Here is a 23,829-nt window from a genome sequence, read left to right as displayed (position 1 = left end):
GCCGCAATAAACGATTCGTGAAATTTCTGCTAATTTCTTGGGGGCGATCGCAATTGTAGTGTTGCGAGCAAGGGGTAAAATATGACCTTGCCCCCCGACCTAGGAGACCCCCTTTAAAATGCTCGCCAAACGAATTTTGCCTTGCCTCGATGTGAATGCTGGACGGGTTGTCAAAGGTGTGAATTTTGTCGATCTCAAGGATGCTGGCGATCCGGTGGAGTTGGCGAAGGTTTATAACGATGCGGGGGCTGACGAATTGGTTTTCCTCGATATTACCGCCACCCACGAAGACCGCGACACCATTATCGATGTGGTCTACCAAACCGCAGAACAGGTCTTTATTCCCCTCACCGTCGGCGGTGGCATCAGTACCACGGCCCAGATTAGAAACCTCCTGCGGGCCGGGGCGGATAAAGTCAGTATCAATTCTTCGGCGGTGCGGAACCCGGATTTTATCAATGAAGCAGCCGAACGATTTGGCAATCAGTGTATTGTGGTGGCGATTGACGCCCGACGTCGGCCAGATCCGGTAAATCCGGGTTGGGATGTTTATGTGCGGGGCGGCCGCGAAAATACCGGCATTGATGCCCTGGGCTGGGCGAAGGAAATGGCCCAACGGGGCGCTGGGGAACTGCTTGTCACGAGTATGGATGCCGATGGTACCCAAGCGGGCTATGACCTCGAACTGACAAAGGCGATCGCCAATGCTGTCGAAATTCCAGTTATTGCCTCCGGGGGAGCGGGCAACACCCAGCATATTTACGAAGCCCTGACAACGGGGAAAGCAGAGGCCGCCCTTTTAGCCTCGTTGCTCCACTATGGTCAACTGACCGTCGCCGAAATCAAGACCTACCTCCAACAGCATCAAGTGCCCGTGCGCCCAACCCAAATCACTCAGTAAGGGGCAGTAATCGTTGGCCGTAAACCAAGGCTTGGTGGCAATAAACTAAGCCTTCGGCTCGGCTGGCGATCGCCAAAGGTTTGAGCATTAATTTTTCCTGGGGGAGCACACCAATTTTCGCTTGGAGAGCTGCCGCCACCGCTGCCTGGGCATAGGGGGGAATTTCACCATAATCTGCGTAGTGTTCTGTTAGAGCGATGTCCCCTGGTGGTAAACGCAGGCCCTGGGCGATCGCCACGAGGAGATGGACGCGCCGTAGGGGTTGCTGGGGTTGGAAAGTGTGGTCAGGAAAACCAGAGAAAAAACAGCCTTGATATCCCTGTTGAATGGCCTCGGCGGCAGGCAAATGGGACGGCACATCGAAAAATTGTTTCCGGGGCCGTCGGGGACTAGGGTGAAATATGGCCTGGATCCACAGGGCAAACTGGGCGCGATTGAGGGGCTGATCGGGGAAAAATTGGCCCTGGGCTGAACCGTGAATGTAGCCAAGATTGGCGATCGCCTGGATAAAGGGTTTGGCCCAGTGGTTTTGCACATCGCTAAAGGTCGGCAAATAGGGCAGCGGATCGACCAACCCAGGCGCAGCCAAAACGGGTAATTCCCCCTGTAAAACCAAGGCTTGGTGCAAAAAAGCGGCCATTTCCCCCCAGGTGATTCGCTGGAGGGGTCGCAGATCAACTTGGGGCTGGGTCACGACCAAATGGTGTTGAGTTGCAGCGGCGATCGCCCCCATCACCGTCGAAGGAATCTGGACATAGTCTCGAAAAGCCCGTAATACCGCTGGATTCCCTGGACTCAACCCTAAACCCCGTACCAACGCTTCTAGCACTTCAAACCGTTTCAGCACAGCTTGGGGGCGAAAGGTGTTATCGGGATAACCCGTCAAAAATCCCATGGAGACCGCTTGGGCGATCGCCGCTTGGTCTTGGCGCGCAACATCTGGGAATTCCGGCACAAAAGTGCCCCAAGGTCGTGGCAGATCAAAGCATTGGGCTAGCACCCTGGCAAACTCAGTCCGGGTCAGTGGTCGAGCCGGATCAAACCCAGACCCAAACCAAGCTCCTAAACCTTTGACGGTGGCAAGCTGATTACTAAACGGCATGGCCCAATGGTCAGGGGGAGGAACCAGGGGATCAGGATTAGAGCGATTCATATTAGGCATAGCTAGAGATGCAACCGAGGCAAATCACTCGGCCACAGATTGAACACAGGCGCAAATTGTCCCCATGATAGATTCTTCCGCAGGACTTGCCAGATTTTTGAGTTCTGGCCCTTTTCCTTTCTTGAGGTTTGTAACATCCGGAACAAAAAGCCCCAAAATCAATGCAGTAAACTCATTGGGCACATGACAGGAAAACATTTAACCAAGGGGATGACCCATGCGCCTGGAGCAATTGCAAGCATTTTTGGCGATCGCCGCCACCGGAAATTTTGGTCAAGCAGCCCAGCAATGTGGCGTCACCCAATCCACCGTCAGTCGCCAAATTCAAAGCCTTGAGGCCGCCGTCGGGATGCCCCTTTTTCACCGCAGTGCCCAGGTTAAACTCACCCTGGCGGGGGAACGGTTTCTGCCCTATGCCCGCAAAATTTGTAGCAGTTGGGACAATGCCCGTGCCGAAATCAATGATCTCCTCGCGGGTAATCAATCGGAACTCTGTGTCGCTGCCATTCACTCCGTCTGTGCCTACCATCTGCCGCCCGTACTCCAACAATTTTGTCGGATGTACCCCCAAACCCAACTGCGAGTCACCGCCCTCGGTAGCGATCGCGCCCTAAAAGTGCTGCGGGATAGCCTTGTGGATGTGGCCATTGTCATGAATAATCGCTTTCTCACCGCCAGCCCCGATATGGTCGTGATGCCCCTCTACAAGGAAAGCGTTGAAGTCCTCCTCAGTAGACATCATCCCCTCGCCCAGAAGGAAAAATTAAGCTGGATCGATATCGCGAGCTACCCTCAAGTGGTCTTTAAGGACGGCTACGGTATGCAACGTTATGTGCAAGATCAGCTCGCCAACCACGGCCTCGCCCCCACGGCCACCGTTGAACTCAATAGCCTCGATGCCTTCCGTGGCCTGGTACGCCAGGGCGATATGATTGCGCTCTTGCCCCAATCTGCCCTCGTCGAAGCCCGTACTGATTCTGCCCTTGTGGTCAAACCTTTACCCGATGCCATGGATATGCGGGAAGTTGTTCTCGTCACGACTAGCGATCGCCTAGAGATTCCCCCAATTCAATATTTTTGTAGTCTCATTACCCAACTTCTTTCCCAACCGCGCCTCGATACCCTTAGTGCCTAGGTCTCAGTTTAGAAAAAGACCCATAAAAAAATTGCCCCGACCAGGGTCAGAGCAAGGAACTGAGGTGACAACCCACCATTGGTGTAAGTTAGTTGTCGTCAACTAATTTAGAGATCCACTTCGCTCAGTTCACGGGTCATGTGGTCAAACGGTTCATCGATAAAAGCCGTATTCGCAATGCCAGCCGCCGCCGCCATTTCTTTAATCGCATCCTTAAGGAATTGAATTCCCCGAACCGTCGGTGCAATGGGCACCCCTAGGGAATTATAGGTTTCTCTCAAACCCTGTAGGACTCGCTCGTTGAGAACGTCCATATCCCCAGCAATTAAGGCATAGGTGCCATAGCGGAGGTAGTAGTCCATATCCCGCAAGCAAGCAGAAAAGCGACGGGTCGTATAGGCATTGCCCCCAGCTAAGAGCAGTTCAGGGACCGCTTCAAAGAGACTATTGGCCGCGGCCTTGACGATCTCCGCAGATTGACTATTGATCATCGCCGCAACGGTGATTCGGTCATTCCCCGAAGCAAAGTAGTCTTTGAGGCTCTCGATGGCATCACGGTCAAAGTAACGCCCGGTGGTATCGTAATTTCTGATCAGACTTGTAACAGCGTCCCGCATTAAATTTTCTCCGAACAGCAGTTTTATTAAGCGCGTTTAGAAAAGGATCATCCCAGGGGGATGAGAAGCTTCGTTTTATATTGACATACTCCCATGACTGAAGTACATGGTTTTTCCTTCGGGTAAAGACCCCAGGACGAGCCTGTTTTACGTCGCCCAAAGGAGTGGAGGATGTCTTCTCTCGTAATTTTATACGGCATTTATAATCCCAGGTTTCGGGGCGTATTGATTACATTTCTTTAAAAAAAATAATAAAACTGCTCTAAATCTGAGATCTAAAAGACGATTTTTGTTTTTCCCAAGCTGTACCGAGGCTGTGGCCATCCATGCCAGATGGGGCGACTTTCTGTAAATATTTTGGTGAAATTTTGGCGATCGCCTGACCCAGAGCTTTAAATCTAACCTACCCTGACAGTAAACAGTTCCTGGGCCGCAGCCAGTGGAGATGTGACCCAGACTACAACGAACTGCCATAACTCTTTCTAGGATCAAGCGAACTGTGTCGGCGTGAATCCCATCGCTTGCCGGATCCTAGCAGTGAAGATTAAGAATTGTTTGTGAGGCACCCCACCATGACCCAGACAGCAACCGATGTTTTACGGCTGATCCAAGAGGAAAACATTCAAATTATTGACCTCAAGTTTGTTGATCTGCCAGGCATTTGGCAACATTGCTCGTTTTACCAAGATCAACTGGACGAAGCTTCCTTTGTTGATGGGGTGCCCTTTGACGGTTCAAGCATTCGAGGCTGGAAAGCGATTAACGAGTCTGACATGGCGATGGTGCCTGATCCCACAACTGCTTGGATCGATCCATTTTGTAAAGAAAAAACCCTCAGCCTCATTTGTTCGATCAAAGAACCCCGCACAGGGGAGTGGTACAGCCGTGATCCCCGCAGCATTGCCCAAAAAGCCGTGGACTATCTCACAGCCTCTGGCCTGGGTGATACTGCCTATTTTGGCCCCGAAGCAGAATTTTTCGTGTTTGATGATGTGCGCTTTGACCAGACGGAGAATAAAGGGTTTTATTACGTTGATAGCATCGAGGGTCGCTGGAATTCAGGCCGCAAAGAACCGGGGGGCAATCTCGCCCACAAACCGGGCTACAAACAGGGGTATTTCCCCGTACCACCAACGGATACCCTCCAGGATATGCGCACAGAAATGCTGCTGACCATGGCGAAATGCGGCGTTCCCATCGAAAAGCACCACCACGAAGTCGCCACCGGGGGCCAAAATGAATTGGGGTTTCGCTTTGCAACGCTCCTCAAGGCCGCAGATTATTTGATGACCTATAAGTATGTGATCAAAAATGTCGCCCGTAAGTATGGCCGCACCGTGACATTTATGCCGAAACCACTGTTTAACGACAACGGCTCCGGGATGCACACCCACCAATCCCTCTGGAAAGAAGGTCAACCACTATTTTGGGGCGATCGCTACGCCAACCTCAGTCACCTGGCACTCCATTATATTGGTGGCATCCTCAAACATGCCCCGGCCCTGCTCGCTTTTTCTAATCCCAGCACCAATTCTTACAAGCGTCTCGTTCCCGGCTTCGAGGCCCCGGTTAATTTAGCCTATTCCCAAGGAAATCGTTCGGCGTCGGTGCGCATTCCCCTGTCTGGGCCAAACCCCAAAGCCAAACGCCTTGAATTCCGTTGCCCTGATGCCACGGCCAACCCCTATCTAGCCTTTGCGGCGATGCTCTGTGCGGGCATTGATGGCATTAAAAACGCCATTGATCCAGGTGATCCCCTAGATGTCGATATCTACGATTTGACCCCAGAGGAACTGAGCAAAATTCCTTCAACCCCCGCTTCCCTAGAAGCTGCCCTCGAAGCCCTCCAACAGGATCACGACTTTTTAACAGCAGGCGGTGTCTTTACGACAGATTTCATTGAGAATTGGATTGAGTACAAATTAGACGCCGAAGTGAATCCCCTCCGGTTACGGCCCCATCCCTACGAATTTGCCCTTTATTACGATTGCTAAACGGCAACCTAGCTCCATAAAAAATCCCACTACCGATGGCAGTGGGAAACAAACTAATTTATTTGTGACGACAGCTAGACTAAATGGCTATGTCGAGTAGTAATGCTACGAAAAATGCTTTAGTAGCGGCTACGGCCACCCCCACGGGAAGCCGGACGACGGTCTTCACGGGGTTTTGCTTTGTTAACCTTGAGGTCACGACCCATCCATTCAGCACCATCTAGGGCTTCAATGGCCGCATTTTCTTCGTCTTCGCTAGACATTTCCACAAAGGCGAATCCTCTCGGTCTGCCAGTTTCCCGGTCAGTGGGAACTTGGACACGGTTTACCTTGCCATATTCGGCGAAGGTTTCTTTTAGGTCCTCATCAGTAACCTGATAGGACAAATTTCCAATGTAAATCGACATAATTAACGAATATTCTTCCGAATCGGAGAATCGTAGAGGGCAGAGATTCGGAAAGCTACGCAGTCAGGAAAACTTTAGACAATCTTACTTAACTGGATCAAATCCTTATCTTGTTACGTCTGATTATAGCTGCTCGATTTGATTTTTAATCAGATGTTTCAATTTTTGAGGGTCTTGGGCAGGGAAAAGTTAATCCTACGACTCTTACTGCAAAAATTCTTTACAATCCTGGGAGGATAAGTTGCTGATTTGGGGGGCATTGTATGGGGTTTCCGGTTGTTTATCATCCTGATTATGTGACGCCGATTCCGGAGGAGCATCGTTTCCCGATGCCGAAGTTCCGGTTATTGCATGGATTGCTGTTGGGGGATGGGGTGATTCAACCGGAGCAAGTTTACCAACCGCAATTGCCAGATCAAGCCTGGCTAGAACTTGTCCACGAGCCGGACTATGTGATGGCCTATTGCCAGGGAACCTTGACCCCAAAGGCCCAACGGCGCATTGGTTTGCCCTGGAGTGCGGGGGTCGTCCAACGGACTTTGACGGCGGTGGGAGGAACGATTTTGACGGCGCAGTTGGCCCTAGAGCATGGGTTGGCCTGTAATACGGCAGGGGGGACACACCATGCTTTTCCGGGCTATGGGTCAGGATTTTGTATTTTGAATGATTTGGCGATCGCCACCCGGACAATTCAGCAACGGGGCTTGGCGCAGCGGATTTTAATCGTCGATCTCGATGTGCACCAGGGGGACGGCACGGCGTTTATTTTCCAAGATGACCCGACGGTATTTACCTTTTCGATGCACTGCGAGGTGAATTTTCCCAGCCAAAAGCAGCGCAGTGATTTAGACCTCGGCCTACCGGAAGGATTGGACGACGATGGCTACCTGCAAATTTTGGCGCACCATCTAGAAGATCTTTTGAGTCAGGTGAAGCCGGATTTAGTGTTTTACGATGCGGGGGTGGACACCCATGTGGGCGATCGCCTCGGTAAATTAGCGATGACGAACACGGGTCTGTATCGGCGGGAACGGCTGGTGTTGAGTACCTGTTTGGCGGCGGGCTATCCCGTGGCCTGTGTGATTGGTGGCGGCTATGCAAAAAATATCCATGACCTTGTATATCGCCATTCCCTGCTCCATCGGGCGGCGCGGGATGTTTATTAAACGGCCAAAAATTCCTGGATGACAGCCTGGCTGAGTTCATGGGTACTCCCAGAAGCGACAATGCCTCCTTTCTGCATCGCGTAGTAACGGTCAGCTTGGCGCACAAAATGTAAATGTTGCTCGACTAAAAGCACTGAAATCCCCGTTTCCGCAATAATTTGTTTCACAGCCGCTTCGATTTCTAAAATGATCGACGGCTGAATTCCTTCGGTGGGTTCATCTAGGATTAGTAACTTTGGTCGACCCATTAAAGCGCGGGCGATCGCCAACTGCTGCTGCTGACCCCCACTCAGATCGCCCCCCATCCGGTGCAGCATCTCCTTAAGCATCGGGAATAAATTCAAAATTTCTGAGGGAATATTGCTCTTATTACGACGGCCCTTGGGTAAAGCTTCTAGGCCGAGGAGGAGATTTTCCTTGACCGTAACCCGGGGAATAATTTCTCGTCCTTGGGGAACATAGCCAATCCCAGACCGGGCACGGCGATCCGTCGCGAGGGAATTAATTTCCTGGCCCATAAAACGCAGTTTTCCGGTGCGGGGCGGCAACAATCCCATAATTGTTTTCAGAAGCGTTGTTTTGCCGACGCCATTGCGACCAATTAGACAAACCATCTCCCCTTGGGGCACATTCAAATCCACATTCCGCAAAATGTGACTTTCACCATAATAGACATTGAGATCAGAAACATTCAGAACTGGGGCATCGTTAGCTTGGGTCATGGCCTTTAACAATGATCAAAAAAGGGGGAATATTGGCTCCCTAATCATAGACAGGAATTCTCCCCCCATTTCGTAACAAAAACAGCAGTATTTTTTTAAATGCTTCCCGCGCTGCCAGATTTAGAGCTCACCACAATCGGCGATCGCAATTTCCTGTTTCGGGGCACCACTACCAGAACCTTGGGCTTCCATGGCTTTGACTACATCCATACCTTCGATAACCTTACCGAAGACCACGTGCTTACCATCAAGCCAATCGGTTAAGGTCGTGGTGATAAAGAACTGGGAACCATTGGTATTGGGGCCACGGTTCGCCATACTCAGCAACCCAGGTACGTTGTGGCGCAGTTCAAAGCTTTCGTCTTCAAAAGTGTCTCCATAAATGGATTCACCGCCGGTGCCGTTACCGTTGGTAAAGTCTCCCCCTTGGCACATGAATTCAGGGATCACCCGGTGAAATTTAGAGCCTTTGAAATGGAGGGGCTTGCCCCGTTTGCCGATGCCTTTTTCACCAGTGCAGAGAGCGCGGAAATTTTCAGCGGTTTTGGGGGCAACGTCGGCCCGTAGTTCAAAAACAATGCGTCCGGCACTTTCGCCGCCGATGGTGATATCAAAAAAAACTTTGGGGTTGGGCTGTTCGCTCACGATTACTTGTCCTAAAAAATGTCGTCTCTTTAACCAAATGGTACTGCAAGGGTGGTCAGGGGCGATCGCCTCTTCATTGAGTCCAATGCACTAGAACGACTCATAATGCCCACCAATCGCAAAGATGTAGACGGCTTGGTCATCAAATTTGTAAATTAGGCGATCTTTTTGACTGATACGTCTTGACCAAAAGCCCGACAAGTTGTGTTTAAGGGGTTCTGGTTTTCCGATGCCAATGCTTGGATCGTCTCGCAACATATCTTTTAGTACTTTACGTAGTGATTTGTGGAGGGTTGGATTTTTCTGGCGCAATTTTTCGTAGATTTCCCATGTATTGCCCTCAAAAACCAAGGATCTCATCCATTTCCTCCGCGTTGGGTTGATAGCCTTGTTGTTTCGTGTGGGTTTCGAGGGAGTCTTTAATTTGTTGCATGAGAACGTTATTTTGCAATATGTAAAGCGTTTCCTGCTCTCTCTCCCAATCTTCAGCACTGATCACAATAAAATCTTTGCCATTCCGCCGAGTCACCTTAAGGGGAAGATGATCAGCAATTACGGTCTCCACAAAAGATTTCAGGTTTTCACGAAATTGATTGACGCTGACTGTATCCATACTTGTGTGTGTTCAAAAATAAATGTACGGAACTACCGTACATAGTAAGAGATAATTTCGATGGCGATCGCCTTTTAGCTGACCTGTTCAATTTGGCGTACAGCGGTCAGGGCAGAATAACTTACCCCCGCCGTACCTTCCCCCGGATGGACAGAATCTCCCACGAGCCAAACATTTTTAAACGGTGTTCTGGTGGCGAATCCAAAGGGCGCAAAGGTAGAAATTCGCTGTCCCACACCGCCAACAAAGCCTTTGTGTCGGGCCGTATAGAAAGCAAAGGTGCGCGGCGTTCCGGCTTCTTGAACAATGATATTTTCTGGGGAAAGGTCAAAATAGCGGCCTAATTTGGCGATCGCCTCCTGGGTGTAACGCTCCTTCCGTTCGGCGTAATCTTCCCCAAACCAAGGATCAGGATCGACAAAAGAGGAGGCGATAATCGTCCGATGACCCTCTGGGGCGCGGCCATCATTGAGTTTACTCACGGAGACAAAGAGGGAATTATTCTCGCCAATTGCTTGGTCATAATCATAGAGAAATTGCAGGTGAGGTGGACAATTCTTGGGAATTGCCGCTTCCTTGACCCCTAAGTAAACAACAAAGGCTCCCGATGGATCTGGCAAATTTTCAATGCGTTTTTGATAGATTTTTTTGAAAATTGATTCGGGCGGGTGCTCTGAAATTTTAATTAAATCTTGAACCGTGGTGTTCGCGACTACGTGATCAAAGGCTTGTGTAACAATTTCATTTTGACGCTGATCAAAGACTGTTAGTTGAGGCTTGGTTTGACCCAAGTTAATTTCCTTAATGCGGTGGCGAGTGAGTAATTTTCCCCCATGTTTTTCGAGGGCCTCAATGAGGTGATCGCTCAAGGCTTGCATACTACCCTGGAGATGAAATAAACCTTGGGGCGTTTGGGAAACGGCGAGGGCTGTTGCGCCGTAGAGTAGTGCGGTTTCGGAACTATCAACTTGGGAGTACAGCTTTAACTGCAAATCCAAAAAAGTTTTTAATCTTTGATCTGCCGCAGCACCACATAATTTCAACGCGTCTAAAACCGTCATCAAAGCAAAGGGAACTGTGATCAATGTATCTAAACGAAATGCCTTGATTAACTGCCAAATATCCCAAGGATTACGGGGTGGCACCACCGGATCGCGGCCTTGAAATTGCCAACTCGCCGCAAATAAAATCTTTAATAAATGCCAAAATTTTTCACTCTTGGGGAATTGTTTGAGTCGTTCAGCTTCCCACTTTTCGGCATCACGCCAAACATTAATGGGTTCTGTTTCGCCCGGTAAAAACACCGCACAAGCCGGATCACAAACCGTTGCTTCGGGTAAAGCGACGCCCAATTCTTGAAAAATGCGCTGGTGAATCCCCCCTACTTCTAAGCCCGCCACCTGGGTCGCCCCTACATCGAAGGTAAAACCCCGACGCTTAAAAGTGGACGCACAGCCCCCGGCGATCGCCGCTTGCTCATAGACCGTGACATCGTAGCCCCGTTTCGCCAACAGAGCCGCCGCCGTTAAACCGCCAATGCCCGCCCCAATGACCGCAATCTTGCCCTTACTCATCCCGAAACATCCGTTACAATTCTTTACCTTTTCCTATTGTCCAAAATTTTGCCTTTCTTGACAAAAAGGCGATCGCCCCTGATAAAGAGAGATTGCCGAACCTGCTACAGTCCGCAACTTGGTAAAGTATTTAGACAGTCACTAAACAGCCCACCCAGAGAAAAGACCTATGTTTGACGCCCTAGCCGAACGCCTAGAAGATGCCTGGAAATCCCTCCGGGGCCAGGACAAAATCAGCGAATCTAACATCAAAGAAGCCCTAAAGGAAGTTCGTCGCGCCCTCCTCGAAGCCGACGTCAACCTCCAGGTGGTCAAGGGCTTTATTTCTGATGTGGAAAAAGCGGCAGTCGGTGCAGAAGTTATTTCTGGCGTTAACCCAGGGCAACAGTTCATCAAAATTGTCTACGACGAGCTCGTCAAAATCATGGGGGAAAGCAACGTTCCCCTCGCCGAAGCAGAAAATAAGCCCTCCGTAATTCTCATGGCCGGGTTGCAGGGGACCGGGAAAACCACTGCCACCGCCAAGCTTTCCCTCTATCTCCGCAAGCAAAATAAAACCGCCCTGATGGTTGCAACCGACGTTTACCGTCCAGCGGCGATCGATCAGCTCAAAACCCTCGGTGAACAAATTGACGTGCCCGTGTTCGACCTGGGCAGTGACGCCAATCCCGTTGACATTGCCAAACAAGGGGTTGAAAAAGCCAAAGAACTCGGTGTTGATGTCGTCCTCGTGGATACGGCGGGTCGCTTGCAGATCGATGCCGACATGATGGCCGAACTGAAGCAAATTAAAGAAAGCATCAATCCCGACGATACTTTGTTAGTCGTTGACTCGATGACGGGCCAAGAGGCTGCTAGTTTAACCCGCACCTTCCACGAAGAAATTGGCGTTACCGGGGCCATTCTCACCAAGATGGATGGGGATACCAGAGGTGGTGCGGCCCTATCTGTGCGAATGATCTCTGGCCAACCGATCAAATTTATCGGGGTTGGTGAAAAAGTAGAAGCCCTAGAACCATTCTATCCAGACCGTTTAGCGTCCCGTATCCTCAACATGGGCGATGTGCTGACCCTCGTTGAAAAGGCCCAGGAAGCCGTTGATCTGTCCGACGTCGAGGAAATGCAGGCCAAGTTACTCGAAGCCCGCTTTGACTTTGATGACTTTCTCAAACAGATGCGCCTGTTAAAAAATATGGGCTCCCTGGGCGGCATGCTGAAGCTCATCCCTGGCATGGGTAACAAGATTGATAAAAATATGCTCGAACAGGGGGAAGTGCAACTGAAGCGCGTGGAGACCATGATCAACTCCATGACCAAGGAGGAGCGCAAAAATCCGGATGTATTAGCCCAAACGCCCAAACGTCGCACCCGTATTGCCAAGGGCTCTGGGTTATCAGAAAAAGATGTCTCAAAACTCATCGCTGACTTTACCCGGATGCGGAAAATGATGCAGCAAATGGGTCAAGGGGGAGGTTTACCCGGCATGGGAGGACTCGGTGATCTGTTCGGTGGGGGAATGCCTGGGATGGGCGGACGTCCCGGTCGTGGTGGCGCACCGAAGAAAAAGAAAAAGGCGAAAAGAAAAAAGGTTTTGCTGACCTCTAGGTTTTCGTTGCTACGATGAATGAAATGGTGCCAAATAAACGGAGATTCGTCCATGGCTAGTTTGTATGAAAAGTTAGGCGGCGCAGCGGCAGTTGATCTGGCGGTGGAGAAATTCTACGGTAAGGTTCTGGCCGATGAACGAGTTAATCGTTTTTTTGTCAATACTGACATGGCCAAACAGAAGCAACACCAAAAGGATTTTATGACCTATGCTTTTGGGGGCACGGATCGCTTTCCGGGTCGTTCAATGCGGGCTGCCCATCAGGACTTAGTTGAAAATGCGGGTCTAACGGATGTTCATTTCGATGCGATCGCCGAAAATTTAGTGTTGACGCTCCAGGAATTAAATGTGTCCCAAGATTTAATCGATGAAGTCGTCACCATTGTGGGTTCAGTGCAGCACCGCAATGATGTTTTAAACCGTTAGTCGTTAGTATCGATCGACCATTGCACAGTGAAATCAGACGATGGATGGGGAACAATGACCAAAAAGCCCCATCTTTTTTATGGCTATGATTAATTCAGAGCAGTTAAAACCACCCCTAAAGTGGGCTGGGGGTAAGCGTTGGTTAGTCCCTAAATTACGGTTGATTTGGCAAGGCTACCAAGACTATCAATTAATTGAGCCGTTCTGTGGTGGCTTGGCGATCGCCTTGGGTTTGGTTCCGCAAAAAGCAATTTTAAATGACGTTAATTTCCATTTGATTAATTTTTATCAGCAACTCAAAAAAGGCCTAAAAAGTAGTATTTTAATGGCAAATGATGCTGATTTATATTATCAATGCCGAGACCGTTTTAATGAATTGATTGAAAATAATCAAAGCGAGACCCAAGAAGCCGCTATTTTATTTTATTATTTAAACCGGACTGGGTTTAATGGTTTGTGTCGATTCAATTCCCAGGGAAAATTTAATGTCCCTTTCGGGCGATATCGTTCGATTAACTATAGGGATGATTTTTTTTCCTACAAAAAGTTATTTCAAGCTTGGCAGTTTCAGTGGGGAGATTTCGAGAAAATTCCAGTTGCTGGCCATAGTTTTATTTATGCTGATCCGCCCTATGATGTGGAGTTTCGTCAGTATGCCGCCGGGGGGTTTAGTTGGGCCGATCAAGAGCGATTAGCCACCTGGCTAGCAGCACAAACCGCGCCAACAATTGCTTCTAATCAAGCCACGCCCAGAATTTTAGATCTATATCAAAGTTTAGGCTTCACCGTGACGACCTTAAGCGCCCCACGACGCATTGCCTGCAACGGCGATCGCACTCCGGCTCAAGAGATGCTCGCCTTCCGTAATTTGGCAGCAAAAGATTTGTTGAATACATAGGGTTCATGCAATTTCTGCAACCATTTCAGGCACCCTGTAAATTGTGATACCAGTTTTCCGGCGAGAGGAACTTACCTTGAAGGTCTGTCAACTTTTTATGTCTTGGTAAGGGGAGTGAATTCATGGGGCGAAGAAATACAGCACTGTCTGATGTTGCCCAACAGCCAACACTCCAGGAATTTTTGCAGTTATGTACAACGGCGGATCTTCGCCAGGAACCCACCGCCCAAGCCTGGGCTTTTCAGTTACTCCGGGAAGGGACATTTCAAGAACGCTGGCGACTGGTTAAGGTTTTTGCAAAATTAGGCCCAACAGCGATCGCCCCTCTCCTGACCATCGCTGAAGATCACACCGCTGAAACAGAATTACGTTGGTTTGCGATTCGTATCTTGGGACAATACCAAGATCCTGAGGCGATCGCCCGTCTGATCTTGCTCATTGACCATTGTTCAGAAGAATTCCTCCTCGAAGAAATCATGAGAACGTTGGTACAGCTCGAAGGAAAGGCCGTGGATTATTTAGTGCCGCTGTTGACCAAGCCAGAAAGTCGTAGCCTCACCGTAAACGCCCTTTGTAAATTACGCTATCCGCAAATTATTGATCCCCTGCTGACGGTCATTGATGATCCAGATCCGCAAATCCGTTCCCTAGCCATTGAAACCCTCAGTCAATTTCGCCAACCAGAAATTTTTACCGCCCTGTTGTCTGCCCTCACAGATACGGCGGCCCCAGTGCGTCGGGAAGCAGTTAAGGGTTTGGGCTTTTGGGGCCAGTCCGTTGATCCGGTTTTGTTGTGCGAAAAAGTCCAGCCGTTGCTCTACGATTTCAACCTGGAGGTTTGTGCCCAGGCCGGGTTTACCCTCAGTCGTTTTCCGATTCCCCAAGCTGCCGAGGCGATCGCCACCGTGCTGCAATCCCCCCATACGCCCGAACCCTTGCAATGTAACCTGATCCAAGCCCTCGGTTGGTTAGCCATTCCAGAAAGTCTAACCCGGCTCGAACCCTTGCTTTACCATGGGGCTGACGCAGTAGTTTTAGAAACTCTCAAGGCATTTGGCCGAATCACCGAACCTAACCTGCGGGGGCAGGGGACAACAATTTTGCTGCAGTTTTGGCAAAAGGTTTCCCAGCCCCAACCTTTGGCAGTTCAACAAGCATTCATTTATGCCCTCGGCCAGCTCCAGGATCTCCGCGCCCAGGCTTTACTAACTGCCTTTAGCCAAAGCCCCGACAAACCGATCCAACTCCATGCGATCGCCGCCCTGAAAAAAATTGGCATCGCCGCAAGTTCCGAAGTTAGCTGATTTTTAGAAGCCAATCAGTTAAGCTAATTATTTCTTAATCTGAGAACATCCATTCCCCACCCACAGCAAGGCCCCATGAGTACCGAATTTCGTGAGCTACTGAAGAAAGTTGGCAGCGGTAAACACACCAGCAAAAGTTTGACCCGTGCCGAAGCGGCGATCGCCCTAGACATGATGCTCGATGGTACCGCGACTCCCGCCCAAATCGGGGCCTTCCTCATTTCCCAACGGATTAAACGGCCTACCGGGGTAGAACTAGCAGGGATGCTCGATGCCTATGACCGCCGCAGCCAAAAATTAGACCCCCTCCCCAACGGAGAAAAAGTATTTATCCTAGGGATTCCCTACGATGGCCGCACAAAAACAGCCCCCATTGCACCAATCACAGCTTTGATCCTTAAAACCGCTGGGGTGCCCGTGCTCATGCATGGTGGCGATCGCCTGCCGACGAAATATGGCCTCCCCCTCGGAGAAATTTGGCAAGCCCTGGGCCTCGATTTCCAAGCCCTCAGTTTTGTGCAACTACAAAGCTACTTCCAGCGCACCCACTTTGCCTGCTGCTATACGCCGACGCTCCTGCCCGCTAGCCAAACCCTGATTTCCTACCGTGAAGAATTAGGCAAACGCCCGTCCCTGGCAACCCTCGAATTGGTCTGGTCGCCCTCTGGCGATCGCCAAGCCCACACCATCGCGGGTTATGTACACCCCCCCACCGAAGCGATTATTCGCGATACTTTTACCGAGCGGGGCAATCCTCCCTACACCCTGATCAAGGGCTTAGAGGGTAGTGGCGATCTACGGATTTCCCAGACCACCATTGTGGTCACCAATCAAACCGAATCCGCCGATGGATTTGTCTATCTCAAACCCAATCCCTATGACTATGGTTTAGGGGGTGAAGACATTCACTTAGAAAGCCCGGAGCAATACTATCAAGATCTCGCCGCGCTTCTCCAGGGACAGCCTTCACCGCTAACCGATTCTGCTGTGTGGAATGGGGGCTTTTATTTGTGGCATTGTGGGCAAGTCAAAGATCTCCAAAGTGGTTTAGATTTAGCCCAAACCTGGGTCAAAACCGGAAAATTACAAGCAACCCTCACGGCCCTCAAGGCTGATTTAGGGGCAAGAATCGCCTCCTAAAATTTCAACAATCACACCGATGAATGCCATCTAATATTTTTATTGTTCACAATCTTAAAAATTTGTAAAAACAACATTTTCCGTCTAGACTAAAGGGAAGATACCGGAATAATACTTTTTCGTTAATAAAAGAACTGGGCTTGTTTTTTGTGGCGGCCCATCGTTATATATGTGAATGTGAGAAATTTCGCCTGGCGTTTTTCTCAACCATTGATACCAAAAGCCAGTCTTGTTTTTTGGTGCATTTAGTAAAGGGTAATGTGATCTTGTAATATTCGTTGACATTAGGGAGGCAGAGTCAGATGATGACAAACCATGCTGTACAACGGTTGGTGGAATTGGCCGAAGGCATTTACATCGAAACTGCGATCCCTAGGGAAAGTCATCCTGCGCTGCGGTCTGGCTTTGCGGGTTATCCCAGTAATCCCCGTTGGAATGTCCGCAAATATCAGGCTTGGAAACAAGGCAAACAATGGCGACAAGCTTTAGATAATGGGCAACTGGTGGTTGAAGAGCAGCACCTAGTCCCCGTGGTACAACCGGAATGCCAAGCCCCACCTCTCCCCAAGAAAACAACGCGAGATTGGCGATCGCCCCTCAAGAAATTAACCTTTTCGTTGAACTAGGCTTTCGTGGATTGACGGGATGGGGTTACAGTAAAATCCTCACACTTTATCTGTCCTAAAATTCCCGTTGGCGATCGCCCTATGCATTGCGATTATTTGATCCAAATTTTAAATGCCCGCGTTTACGACGTAGCCCAAGAAACTCCCCTCGAAATGGCCCCCAATCTTTCGCGCCGCCTGCACAACCATGTGCTATTGAAGCGGGAGGATATGCAGTCGGTCTTTTCTTTTAAGCTGCGGGGCGCGTACAACAAGATGGCGCACCTAACCCCAGAGCAATTGCAATGTGGCGTGATTGCTGCCTCCGCCGGAAACCATGCCCAGGGGGTGGCCCTTGCCGCGACAAAGTTGGGCACGAGGGCAGTGATTGTAATGCCTGTGGTGACGCCCCAGGTCAAGATCAATGCCGTTAAAGCCAGGGGTGGCGAGGTGATCTTGCACGGAAATGCCTATGATGATGCCTACGCCCACGCCCGCAAACTCTCGGAGGAACAGGGCTTAACGCTCATTCATCCCTTTGATGATCCCTATGTCATCGCTGGCCAGGGCACCATCGGCATGGAGATTTTACGCCAGTGCCAACAGCCCATCCACGCGATTTTTGTGGCGATTGGCGGCGGCGGATTAATTGCAGGCATTGCGGCCTATGTGAAGCGGGTGCGGCCGGAGATCAAAATTATTGGCGTCGAACCTGTGGATGCCGATGCTATGAAACAATCCCTTGCAACAGGGGAACGGGTGCAGTTATCCCAAGTGGGGTTGTTTGCCGATGGGGTGGCGGTGCGCTATGTCGGGGAAGAAACATTTCGCCTGTGCCAGGAATATGTCGATGAAATTATTCTGGTATCCACCGATGATACCTGTGCAGCCATTAAAGATGTATTTGAGGACACCCGCTCTATTTTGGAGCCGGCTGGGGCATTGGCGATCGCCGGGATGAAAGCCTATGTGGAGCGGGAAGGCATTCAGGACGAAACCTTAGTAGCCGTTGCCTGTGGGGCCAATATGAACTTTGATCGCCTGCGGTTTGTGGCCGAGCGAGCCGAATTAGGGGAAGGGCGAGAAGCAATTTTTGCCGTGACGATCCCGGAGCAACCGGGCAGTTTACGAAAGTTTTGCCGTTGCATGGGCGATCGCAATTTAACGGAATTCAACTATCGCATTGCCGATGAACAGGAAGCCCATATTTTTGTGGGGGTACAAATTGCTGACCGCAGTGAAATTAAGACCCTCGCCGAAACCTTCGAAGCGAATGGCTTTAAAACCCTCAATCTCACCGATGACGAACTGACGAAATTACACCTGCGTCACATGGTCGGTGGCCGCAGTCCCAAGGCAACCCATGAGTTGTTCTATCGCTTTGAGTTTCCTGAATATCCAGGGGCGTTGATGAAATTTGTCGATACCATGAGCCCCCATTGGAATATCAGTGGGTTCCACTATCGCAATAATGGTGCTGATTATGGACGGATTGCGATCGCCGTCCAGGTGCCCCCGGCAGAAATGGACGATTGGCAAACGTTCCTCGACCAACTCGGTTATCGTTACTGGGACGAAAATCAAAATCCCGCCTACAAGCTCTTTTTGGGCTAAGGTTTTGTCCTACTCCCACACCACGGCAGCCCGCTCTTGAACCACACGTTGGTAAACCTGCTCCGTGGCGATCGCCAATTTTGCCCAATTAAAACGTCGGGGCAGATCCGCGTAGGCATTTTCTACGAGGATTTTGGCATATTCCGGGTGTTGTAAGACCTCCAAAATTCCCCAGGCGAGGGAACTGGCCACATTCGCGTAGGTGACAATGCCCGTTTCACCGTGGGTGACCACCTCCGGTAAGCCTCCCGTATTGGAAACCACCACGGGAACTTTCGCCGCAAAACTTTCGAGGGCAACAATCCCAAACGGTTCATACAAACTAGGGAACACGGCACAATCGGCGATGGTTTGGAACTTATCTAAATCCTCGTCGGACATAAATCCCGTGAAATTACACTGTTCCCAGATGCCCAAATTCCAAGCCTGTTCCTTCAGGCGATCGCCATTGCCCCCCCCAATAATCACAAACCGGACTTTCCCCCGCATCACCTCCAGAATCCGAGGCGCCGCACTCAGGAGCACATTAATTCCTTTTTCGTAGGTTAAACGTCCCACATAATAGACAATTCGATGGTCATCGGGGGCAAACTGACGACGAAAAGACTGACGGTCAAAACTAACCGCATGTTGTTTTTTTTCTGGCCGAATCCCATTAAAAATCACATCCATTTTCGGCCAGGGGGTTTGCAAGGCCCGCTCTAGCTCGTGGCGCATGTATTGACTACAAACGATCACCCGCCAGGCCTCGTGGGACAGCATTTTTTCCTTACGGGCGATGTAGCGGTGGGTGTCGGTGTGAATGCCATTGTGGCGACCATATTCCGTGGCGTGAATGGTGGCCAATAGGGGAATTTTAAACTGGTGTTTGAGGGCGATCGCCGCATCAGCGACTAACCAATCATGGCTATGGATCAACGCACAGGAGCCTGTTTTTTCTAAAAAAGCAGCACCATAGGCCAGCATTTCCCGGTTCATCGCCCCCACCCACTGGAAAAAATCAGGGTGATCCGGCACGACGACCCGATGCACATGGATACCCTCGACAATTTCATAGGCTGGCGCTAACCCTGTGGCCAAGGTCAACATATGCACTTCATGGCCCAGGCGGACAATTTCTGGATACAGTTCCCCCACATGGCGAGCAATCCCACCCACAACCCGGGGGGGAAACTCCCAACTGAGTACTAAGATGCGCATTATTCCATCTCCTTCACCGCTTGCAAAAATACCCTTTCTTTCCCCATTCATTTAATCCCTTAAAGAAATTTCACAGCTCGCCGAGTGGGTCTGAACAAACGCTCTTTTTTCCTTTACAATAGAGGTGGGCAAAAACTTTTGCGATAAAGAATGAAAGTTTTTGTTCACTCCTCACACCATACTTCGTCCGAATCGCCATAGTATTCGGGCGTTTTTTTTGTCAGTAATTTAACCAGATTGTTGCGCTCAAAGTTGCCGACTCTCCCTGGGATCAATCACATTTCTTGGTAGGGTTTGCTGCTGTCATATTCCCCTAAGCGATGGAGCATAGAAAAAGCTCGCTATATCCTAGCATTGGTTTTCCTTCAGTTTTCAAGAAAGCATCAAACGCAAAATTTTCTATCATTTTGCCTAAAGTTCCAGATGGGTCGGAGCCTTTATGCTAGAATCCCTAGGTATCCTCAGAAAAATCTTGTATAAATTAGGAATTTAGAGGCATGTCAAAAACTGCCGCAGTCACAGACGCAACCTTTCAAGAAGAAGTCCTCGAAAGTGACGTCCCTGTACTCGTCGACTTCTGGGCTCCTTGGTGTGGTCCCTGTCGTATGGTTGCTCCCGTCGTGGAGGAGATCGCCGAACAATACCAAGATCAAATCAAGGTGTTTAAGCTCAATACTGACGAAAACCCTGGTGTCGCCAGCGAATATGGTATTCGGAGCATCCCGACCTTGATGATTTTCAAAGGGGGCAAAAAGGTCAGCATGGTAGTCGGTGCTGTGCCCAAAACAACCCTCGCTGCTGCGATTGATAAAGAACTTTAAAAAAATTCTCTTAAGAACTTCAACGCACTACGAGCCACCAACGGCATCATTTAACATCCGGCTTTTGCACTCAGCCCTAGCGTATTCCTAGGGTTTTTTAGTGTCTGGCTGGGTGGCGATCGCCTTGAGTTTTTGATAGGCATCGGAATTTGCTAACTCCGGTGGTGGCGAAAAGGTGGCAATGCCTAAACTTGGGGACGGTAGTGCTGAAGCGATAGAGGCTTCGGGGCGAGATTGTGCAGGCGGAGTGGGGGCGACTTTGGTCGGCAGTTCGGCACAGATCAGGCTTTCAAATTCTCGATTGAACTGGACTTGGGGCTTTTCCCAGCGTTGCCAAACCCGCAGGATTGCTGTGACCGAAATTTTTTTATAGCGCCCCCGATATAGGGCTTCGAGGACAGCTAGACGAACCCAGGCGACGGGACTATGGGCACACCATTGCTCAATGGTGGCTGCAGCGGTCTGACCATTGAGTTCAAAGCCATAATATTCTAAGAGGGCAATCGTTTCGGCGATCGCCTGCTGTTCTGGGATGCTCTCCCCCATAGCAACTGTTCTCCTCTTGGTGACTGGTTTCTATCATCCCCTAAAGGTGAGGTTTACAACAATCTAAAGGTGAACATTTTGCTGTCAAATTTCTGAGCGGTTAACACGGTTACGCACTTTAGCAATGGTTTGGGGCAGTACCCCGACCAACTCAGCAAAGACATCATCGGACAGTTGGGCGGCTGTGTCGAGGTCAAACCAATTTTCAAACTGATTTAAAATAATTTGGGCTCGCTGTTCTGGTACGGGTTTGTCGGTGATCTGCTTCAGGAGTCGGACCCACTGCCGCCGAATGAGGTAGGCTTTTTCCCGCTCAGTACCGGGCGCTGGCACCAACAGAGACAGGGCACCCACGGGAATTACCGATTCTACATCTTGATCGAAAACGCCACCAATGATCGCCCCTGGGCCAGCAAAATCGCCGTGGTAGGCTTTGCGCAAAATCAGTCCATTTTTACGGCGGGGGTTCACCATCAAAAGCTCTCCCTGCTTCAATTGGGCCAAAATTTCAAGATGGTCTATGGGAGAATTTGTCGTTGAGGGGGGAGTAGAGCCCATGGCAAAGGATAAAGAACGATGGCGATCGCCACATCAGCGGCGGTGAACTAAGAAACAAAAAGACTTAGGGAGATAAACTCTTTTGAACAAAGAGACGGCGCGGCCGACGCAGGAGCCAAGCACTTAGGGGACGTTCTGCATATTTAATATCATACCCACAACTGAGATAGAGTTGTTTGGCAGCTTCATTATTTTCCAAGACATGGAGGGCCACACTGCCGTAGTGCCAGTAACGCACTTGGGTTTCACAACGGGCCAAAAGTTTTCGGGCAATGCCCAAGCGACGGTATTGGGGATTTACTGCCAAATTAGAAATATAGGGGGCTTTGGCGGGGGCGATCGCCAGCGCATTTAAATAACGTACAGAGATCTCCACTGTGCCGACAATTTCCTGGGCTGTCGCCGTTTGCATTGCTGCCACAAAACAAGCGTGGTGCTCTTTGGTCTGTTTGAGACGATGGTGTAAATCTTCATAGACCCCCAGGCGCAGGAGAGGCGTCAGCCAGCCCCAAGTGCCTTGGTAGTGATGGAAACTATGGGTCAAGACCGTTGCCAGGGCGCGGGCATCCTCCAGAGTAGCAGGCCGAATACTCAGGGTACTCTGGCTGAGGGCCACATCGACTGAGGATAGTTGCGGGATATTCCAAACAGAAGAAAGACGAGGATTCACCAAGCCTCCGGAAACAAGGGTAAAATTTTTCTAGAAAAACTTGAAACCACAAACCATTGTGCCAATTTTATGAATGGCTTGTCGAGGGATAGATTTTGCCAATCATCTGTAAGGCTCTAAATTTGTGGGCCACCATTCTGATCATGATGTCCACCGACAATCGGTAAACAAGTCTTAAATGAAGGGCGTTTGAGTAACGGAAGGCAAGCCGATGCCATCTTCAATGCACGTTTGAAAGCGGCACTGCATATTGTGAGGAAATCTTCACCATGGGACGAAAATCTAAACTAAAAAAACAGCGTAAAGCGATCGCCCAAAATCCATCCGCTGCCAAGTCTCCATCACCCAAGGGGGATATCGAGACCCTGAATCAGCTTGGCTACGGCGAACATAATCGACTGCGATCGCCAGAAATTCCCGCCGATCGACCAGAACCCCAGTTATAAAGCTGTAATAAAAATCCCCCCTCGCCTGGAGGAGGGGGCAATTCATCACTCAACTACGGAATTAGGCGCGGTTCGCCTCATTAATTTCAGCCAAAATCTTGTCTGCTCCCTGGGCGATCGCCTTTTGGGCTAATTCAATGCCCAACTTCTCCGCATCGGCGCGGCTACCACTGACCTCATCGCGGATGAGGGTTTGGCCATCAAGGCTCGCAACCATCCCCACTAAAGTTAGGCGATCGCCTTCAATGGTTGTGTTGACCCCAATCGGTACTTGGCAGCCCCCCTCCAACTGACGCAGGAAAGAGCGTTCTGCATAACAGCGATCGCGGCTCTCGGCATGTTCGAGTACAGGCCGCAACAGACCCAAAATCTCCTCATCCCCATCCCGGCATTCGATACCCAAGGCCCCTTGGCCCACGGCATGGAGGGAAATATCACTGGAAATAATCTGGTGGATGCGATCGCCAAAATCAAGCCGTTGCAGACCCGCCGCCGCCAAAATAATCGCGTCATACTCGCCCCGGTCTAACTTCGCTAGGCGCGTATTCACATTGCCGCGAATATCTTTAAATTCCAAATGGGGGAAGTGGTGCCGTAGTTGGGCCAGACGCCGTAGCGAAGAAGTGCCAATCACCGAACCGCTTGGGAGGGTTTCTAGCTTTTGATCCCGATGCTTCTCGTTAACCACCAGGGCATCCGCCGGGTCAACCCTCTCCGTGACACAGCCGAGCATCAACCCCTCAGGCAAATTCGTGGGCAAATCCTTCAGGGAATGCACCGCAAAATCTGTCTCTCCCTTCAACATGCCGTCTTCGAGTTCCTGGGTAAATAGCCCCTTATCGCCAATTTTCGAGAGGGCCACATCCAGCACCTTATCCCCTTGGGTTTCCATGGTTTGGACTTCAAAGGTGATCTCTGGGTAAGCCTTTTGGAGCTCATCCCGTACCCAATAGGTTTGGACTAAAGCAAGTTGGCTTTTGCGGGAGCCAATCCGCACAGTGCGTTTCGAAGGGGTCTCAGCGGTCATATCAATTCGGATTTATAAAAATGATCTTAAAA

At 50.2% G+C, this 23,829-nt stretch carries 25 protein-coding genes and 1 pseudogene; 13 read left to right on the top strand and 13 right to left on the bottom strand.

What is annotated here, in order from left to right; all coding sequences use genetic code 11:
• The first annotated feature begins 118 nt into the window (after nt 1-118).
• On the top strand, nt 119-901 hold the full coding sequence (gene hisF, locus AWQ24_RS08280) for an imidazole glycerol phosphate synthase subunit HisF (RefSeq protein ID WP_065716521.1): 783 nt from the start codon (nt 119-121) through the stop codon (nt 899-901).
• On the opposite strand, the gene AWQ24_RS08275 is transcribed toward hisF, so the two are convergent.
• A complete protein-coding gene (locus AWQ24_RS08275; RefSeq protein ID WP_083993512.1) occupies nt 891-2,063 on the bottom strand; it encodes an S-layer homology domain-containing protein in 1,173 nt (390 codons plus the stop codon). The genes hisF and AWQ24_RS08275 overlap by 11 nt on opposite strands.
• Before the next feature lie 217 nt (nt 2,064-2,280).
• Between AWQ24_RS08275 and AWQ24_RS08270 the strand changes: the two genes are divergently transcribed.
• Complete coding sequence (locus AWQ24_RS08270) at nt 2,281-3,198, top strand: LysR family transcriptional regulator (protein ID WP_012307245.1); 918 nt, start codon at nt 2,281-2,283, stop codon at nt 3,196-3,198.
• A gap of 107 nt (nt 3,199-3,305) precedes the next feature.
• Here AWQ24_RS08270 and apcB read toward each other — a convergent pair whose 3' ends face one another.
• Entirely contained in the window at nt 3,306-3,815 is a 510-nt protein-coding gene (apcB, locus tag AWQ24_RS08265; RefSeq protein WP_012307244.1) for an allophycocyanin subunit beta, read from the bottom strand.
• Between the two features lie 572 nt (nt 3,816-4,387).
• On the opposite strand from apcB, the gene glnA reads away from it, so the two are divergent.
• Nucleotides 4,388-5,809: a type I glutamate--ammonia ligase gene (gene glnA / locus AWQ24_RS08260; RefSeq protein ID WP_065716519.1), complete on the top strand. Its 1,422-nt coding sequence runs from the start codon at nt 4,388-4,390 to the stop codon at nt 5,807-5,809.
• A 119-nt stretch (nt 5,810-5,928) separates the two neighbouring features.
• Here glnA and AWQ24_RS08255 read toward each other — a convergent pair whose 3' ends face one another.
• A complete protein-coding gene (locus AWQ24_RS08255; protein WP_012307242.1) occupies nt 5,929-6,216 on the bottom strand; it encodes an RNA-binding protein in 288 nt (95 codons plus the stop codon).
• A 263-nt stretch (nt 6,217-6,479) separates the two neighbouring features.
• On the opposite strand from AWQ24_RS08255, the gene AWQ24_RS08250 reads away from it, so the two are divergent.
• Nucleotides 6,480-7,382 carry a histone deacetylase gene (locus AWQ24_RS08250; RefSeq protein ID WP_065716518.1) on the top strand — a complete coding sequence of 301 codons (903 nt, stop codon included), beginning with the start codon at nt 6,480-6,482 and terminating at the stop codon, nt 7,380-7,382.
• Here the strand turns inward: AWQ24_RS08250 and urtE are convergent.
• The 5 genes from urtE to crtD all read right to left on the bottom strand — a co-directional run bounded on the left by urtE (nt 7,379) and on the right by crtD (nt 10,936).
• Nucleotides 7,379-8,104, bottom strand: coding sequence for an urea ABC transporter ATP-binding subunit UrtE (gene urtE, locus AWQ24_RS08245; protein WP_030006985.1), 726 nt, complete (start codon nt 8,102-8,104; stop codon nt 7,379-7,381). The genes AWQ24_RS08250 and urtE overlap by 4 nt on opposite strands.
• A gap of 120 nt (nt 8,105-8,224) precedes the next feature.
• Nucleotides 8,225-8,749: a peptidylprolyl isomerase gene (locus tag AWQ24_RS08240; protein ID WP_065716517.1), complete on the bottom strand. Its 525-nt coding sequence runs from the start codon at nt 8,747-8,749 to the stop codon at nt 8,225-8,227.
• A 90-nt stretch (nt 8,750-8,839) separates the two neighbouring features.
• Nucleotides 8,840-9,109, bottom strand: a complete 270-nt coding sequence (locus AWQ24_RS08235; protein WP_062434333.1) for a Txe/YoeB family addiction module toxin — start codon at nt 9,107-9,109, stop codon at nt 8,840-8,842.
• On the bottom strand, nt 9,090-9,362 hold the full coding sequence (locus tag AWQ24_RS08230) for a type II toxin-antitoxin system Phd/YefM family antitoxin (RefSeq protein ID WP_065716516.1): 273 nt from the start codon (nt 9,360-9,362) through the stop codon (nt 9,090-9,092). The genes AWQ24_RS08235 and AWQ24_RS08230 overlap by 20 nt, the downstream gene beginning before the upstream one ends.
• A 74-nt stretch (nt 9,363-9,436) precedes the next feature.
• The gene (crtD, locus tag AWQ24_RS08225) at nt 9,437-10,936 is read right to left on the bottom strand and encodes a C-3',4' desaturase CrtD (protein ID WP_065716515.1); all 1,500 of its coding nucleotides are present in this window, start codon (nt 10,934-10,936) and stop codon (nt 9,437-9,439) included.
• A gap of 169 nt (nt 10,937-11,105) precedes the next feature.
• Between crtD and ffh the strand changes: the two are divergent.
• From ffh to ilvA, 7 genes and pseudogenes are all read left to right on the top strand, one after another.
• Nucleotides 11,106-12,541 (top strand): annotated as a pseudogene (ffh, locus tag AWQ24_RS08220) (signal recognition particle protein).
• Between the two features lie 52 nt (nt 12,542-12,593).
• The gene (locus tag AWQ24_RS08215; protein WP_012307234.1) at nt 12,594-12,968 is read left to right on the top strand and encodes a group 1 truncated hemoglobin; all 375 of its coding nucleotides are present in this window, start codon (nt 12,594-12,596) and stop codon (nt 12,966-12,968) included.
• 79 nt (nt 12,969-13,047) lie between these two features.
• Nucleotides 13,048-13,866 (top strand): Dam family site-specific DNA-(adenine-N6)-methyltransferase, encoded by an 819-nt coding sequence (locus AWQ24_RS08210; protein ID WP_083993511.1) that lies wholly within the window; start codon nt 13,048-13,050, stop codon nt 13,864-13,866.
• A gap of 122 nt (nt 13,867-13,988) precedes the next feature.
• Nucleotides 13,989-15,170: a HEAT repeat domain-containing protein gene (locus tag AWQ24_RS08205; RefSeq protein WP_065716512.1), complete on the top strand. Its 1,182-nt coding sequence runs from the start codon at nt 13,989-13,991 to the stop codon at nt 15,168-15,170.
• A 75-nt stretch (nt 15,171-15,245) separates the two neighbouring features.
• Nucleotides 15,246-16,310: an anthranilate phosphoribosyltransferase family protein gene (locus tag AWQ24_RS08200; RefSeq protein ID WP_012307231.1), complete on the top strand. Its 1,065-nt coding sequence runs from the start codon at nt 15,246-15,248 to the stop codon at nt 16,308-16,310.
• A 302-nt stretch (nt 16,311-16,612) separates the two neighbouring features.
• Nucleotides 16,613-16,936, top strand: a complete 324-nt coding sequence (locus tag AWQ24_RS08195; protein WP_012307230.1) for a hypothetical protein — start codon at nt 16,613-16,615, stop codon at nt 16,934-16,936.
• 81 nt (nt 16,937-17,017) lie between these two features.
• Nucleotides 17,018-18,529, top strand: coding sequence for a threonine ammonia-lyase, biosynthetic (gene ilvA, locus AWQ24_RS08190; protein WP_065716511.1), 1,512 nt, complete (start codon nt 17,018-17,020; stop codon nt 18,527-18,529).
• A 9-nt stretch (nt 18,530-18,538) separates the two neighbouring features.
• On the opposite strand, the gene AWQ24_RS08185 is transcribed toward ilvA, so the two are convergent.
• Nucleotides 18,539-19,729 carry a glycosyltransferase family 4 protein gene (locus tag AWQ24_RS08185; RefSeq protein WP_065716510.1) on the bottom strand — a complete coding sequence of 397 codons (1,191 nt, stop codon included), beginning with the start codon at nt 19,727-19,729 and terminating at the stop codon, nt 18,539-18,541.
• 497 nt (nt 19,730-20,226) lie between these two features.
• Between AWQ24_RS08185 and trxA the strand changes: the two genes are divergently transcribed.
• A complete protein-coding gene (gene trxA, locus AWQ24_RS08180; RefSeq protein ID WP_012307227.1) occupies nt 20,227-20,550 on the top strand; it encodes a thioredoxin in 324 nt (107 codons plus the stop codon).
• Nucleotides 20,551-20,637: 87 nt separating this feature from the next.
• Here the strand turns inward: trxA and AWQ24_RS08175 are convergent, their stop codons facing one another.
• From AWQ24_RS08175 to AWQ24_RS08165, 3 genes are all read right to left on the bottom strand, one after another.
• Nucleotides 20,638-21,096: a hypothetical protein gene (locus AWQ24_RS08175; protein WP_065716509.1), complete on the bottom strand. Its 459-nt coding sequence runs from the start codon at nt 21,094-21,096 to the stop codon at nt 20,638-20,640.
• Between the two features lie 84 nt (nt 21,097-21,180).
• Nucleotides 21,181-21,654 carry a hypothetical protein gene (locus AWQ24_RS08170; RefSeq protein WP_030006998.1) on the bottom strand — a complete coding sequence of 158 codons (474 nt, stop codon included), beginning with the start codon at nt 21,652-21,654 and terminating at the stop codon, nt 21,181-21,183.
• Nucleotides 21,655-21,718: 64 nt separating this feature from the next.
• On the bottom strand, nt 21,719-22,324 hold the full coding sequence (locus AWQ24_RS08165) for a GNAT family N-acetyltransferase (protein ID WP_041443511.1): 606 nt from the start codon (nt 22,322-22,324) through the stop codon (nt 21,719-21,721).
• A 269-nt stretch (nt 22,325-22,593) separates the two neighbouring features.
• Here AWQ24_RS08165 and AWQ24_RS16235 point away from each other — a divergent pair, with 269 nt between their 5' ends.
• Complete coding sequence (locus AWQ24_RS16235; RefSeq protein WP_156785471.1) at nt 22,594-22,770, top strand: hypothetical protein; 177 nt, start codon at nt 22,594-22,596, stop codon at nt 22,768-22,770.
• Nucleotides 22,771-22,831: 61 nt separating this feature from the next.
• Here the strand turns inward: AWQ24_RS16235 and hemC are convergent, their stop codons facing one another.
• A complete protein-coding gene (hemC, locus tag AWQ24_RS08160; protein WP_065716507.1) occupies nt 22,832-23,797 on the bottom strand; it encodes a hydroxymethylbilane synthase in 966 nt (321 codons plus the stop codon).
• Between the last annotated feature and the right edge of the window lie 32 nt (nt 23,798-23,829).

The sequence above is a fragment of the Picosynechococcus sp. PCC 8807 genome (assembly GCF_001693295.1).
In the GTDB taxonomy this organism is placed as follows: Bacteria; Cyanobacteriota; Cyanobacteriia; order Cyanobacteriales; family MRBY01; genus MRBY01.
This window is presented reverse-complemented; position numbering and strand designations above follow the sequence as displayed.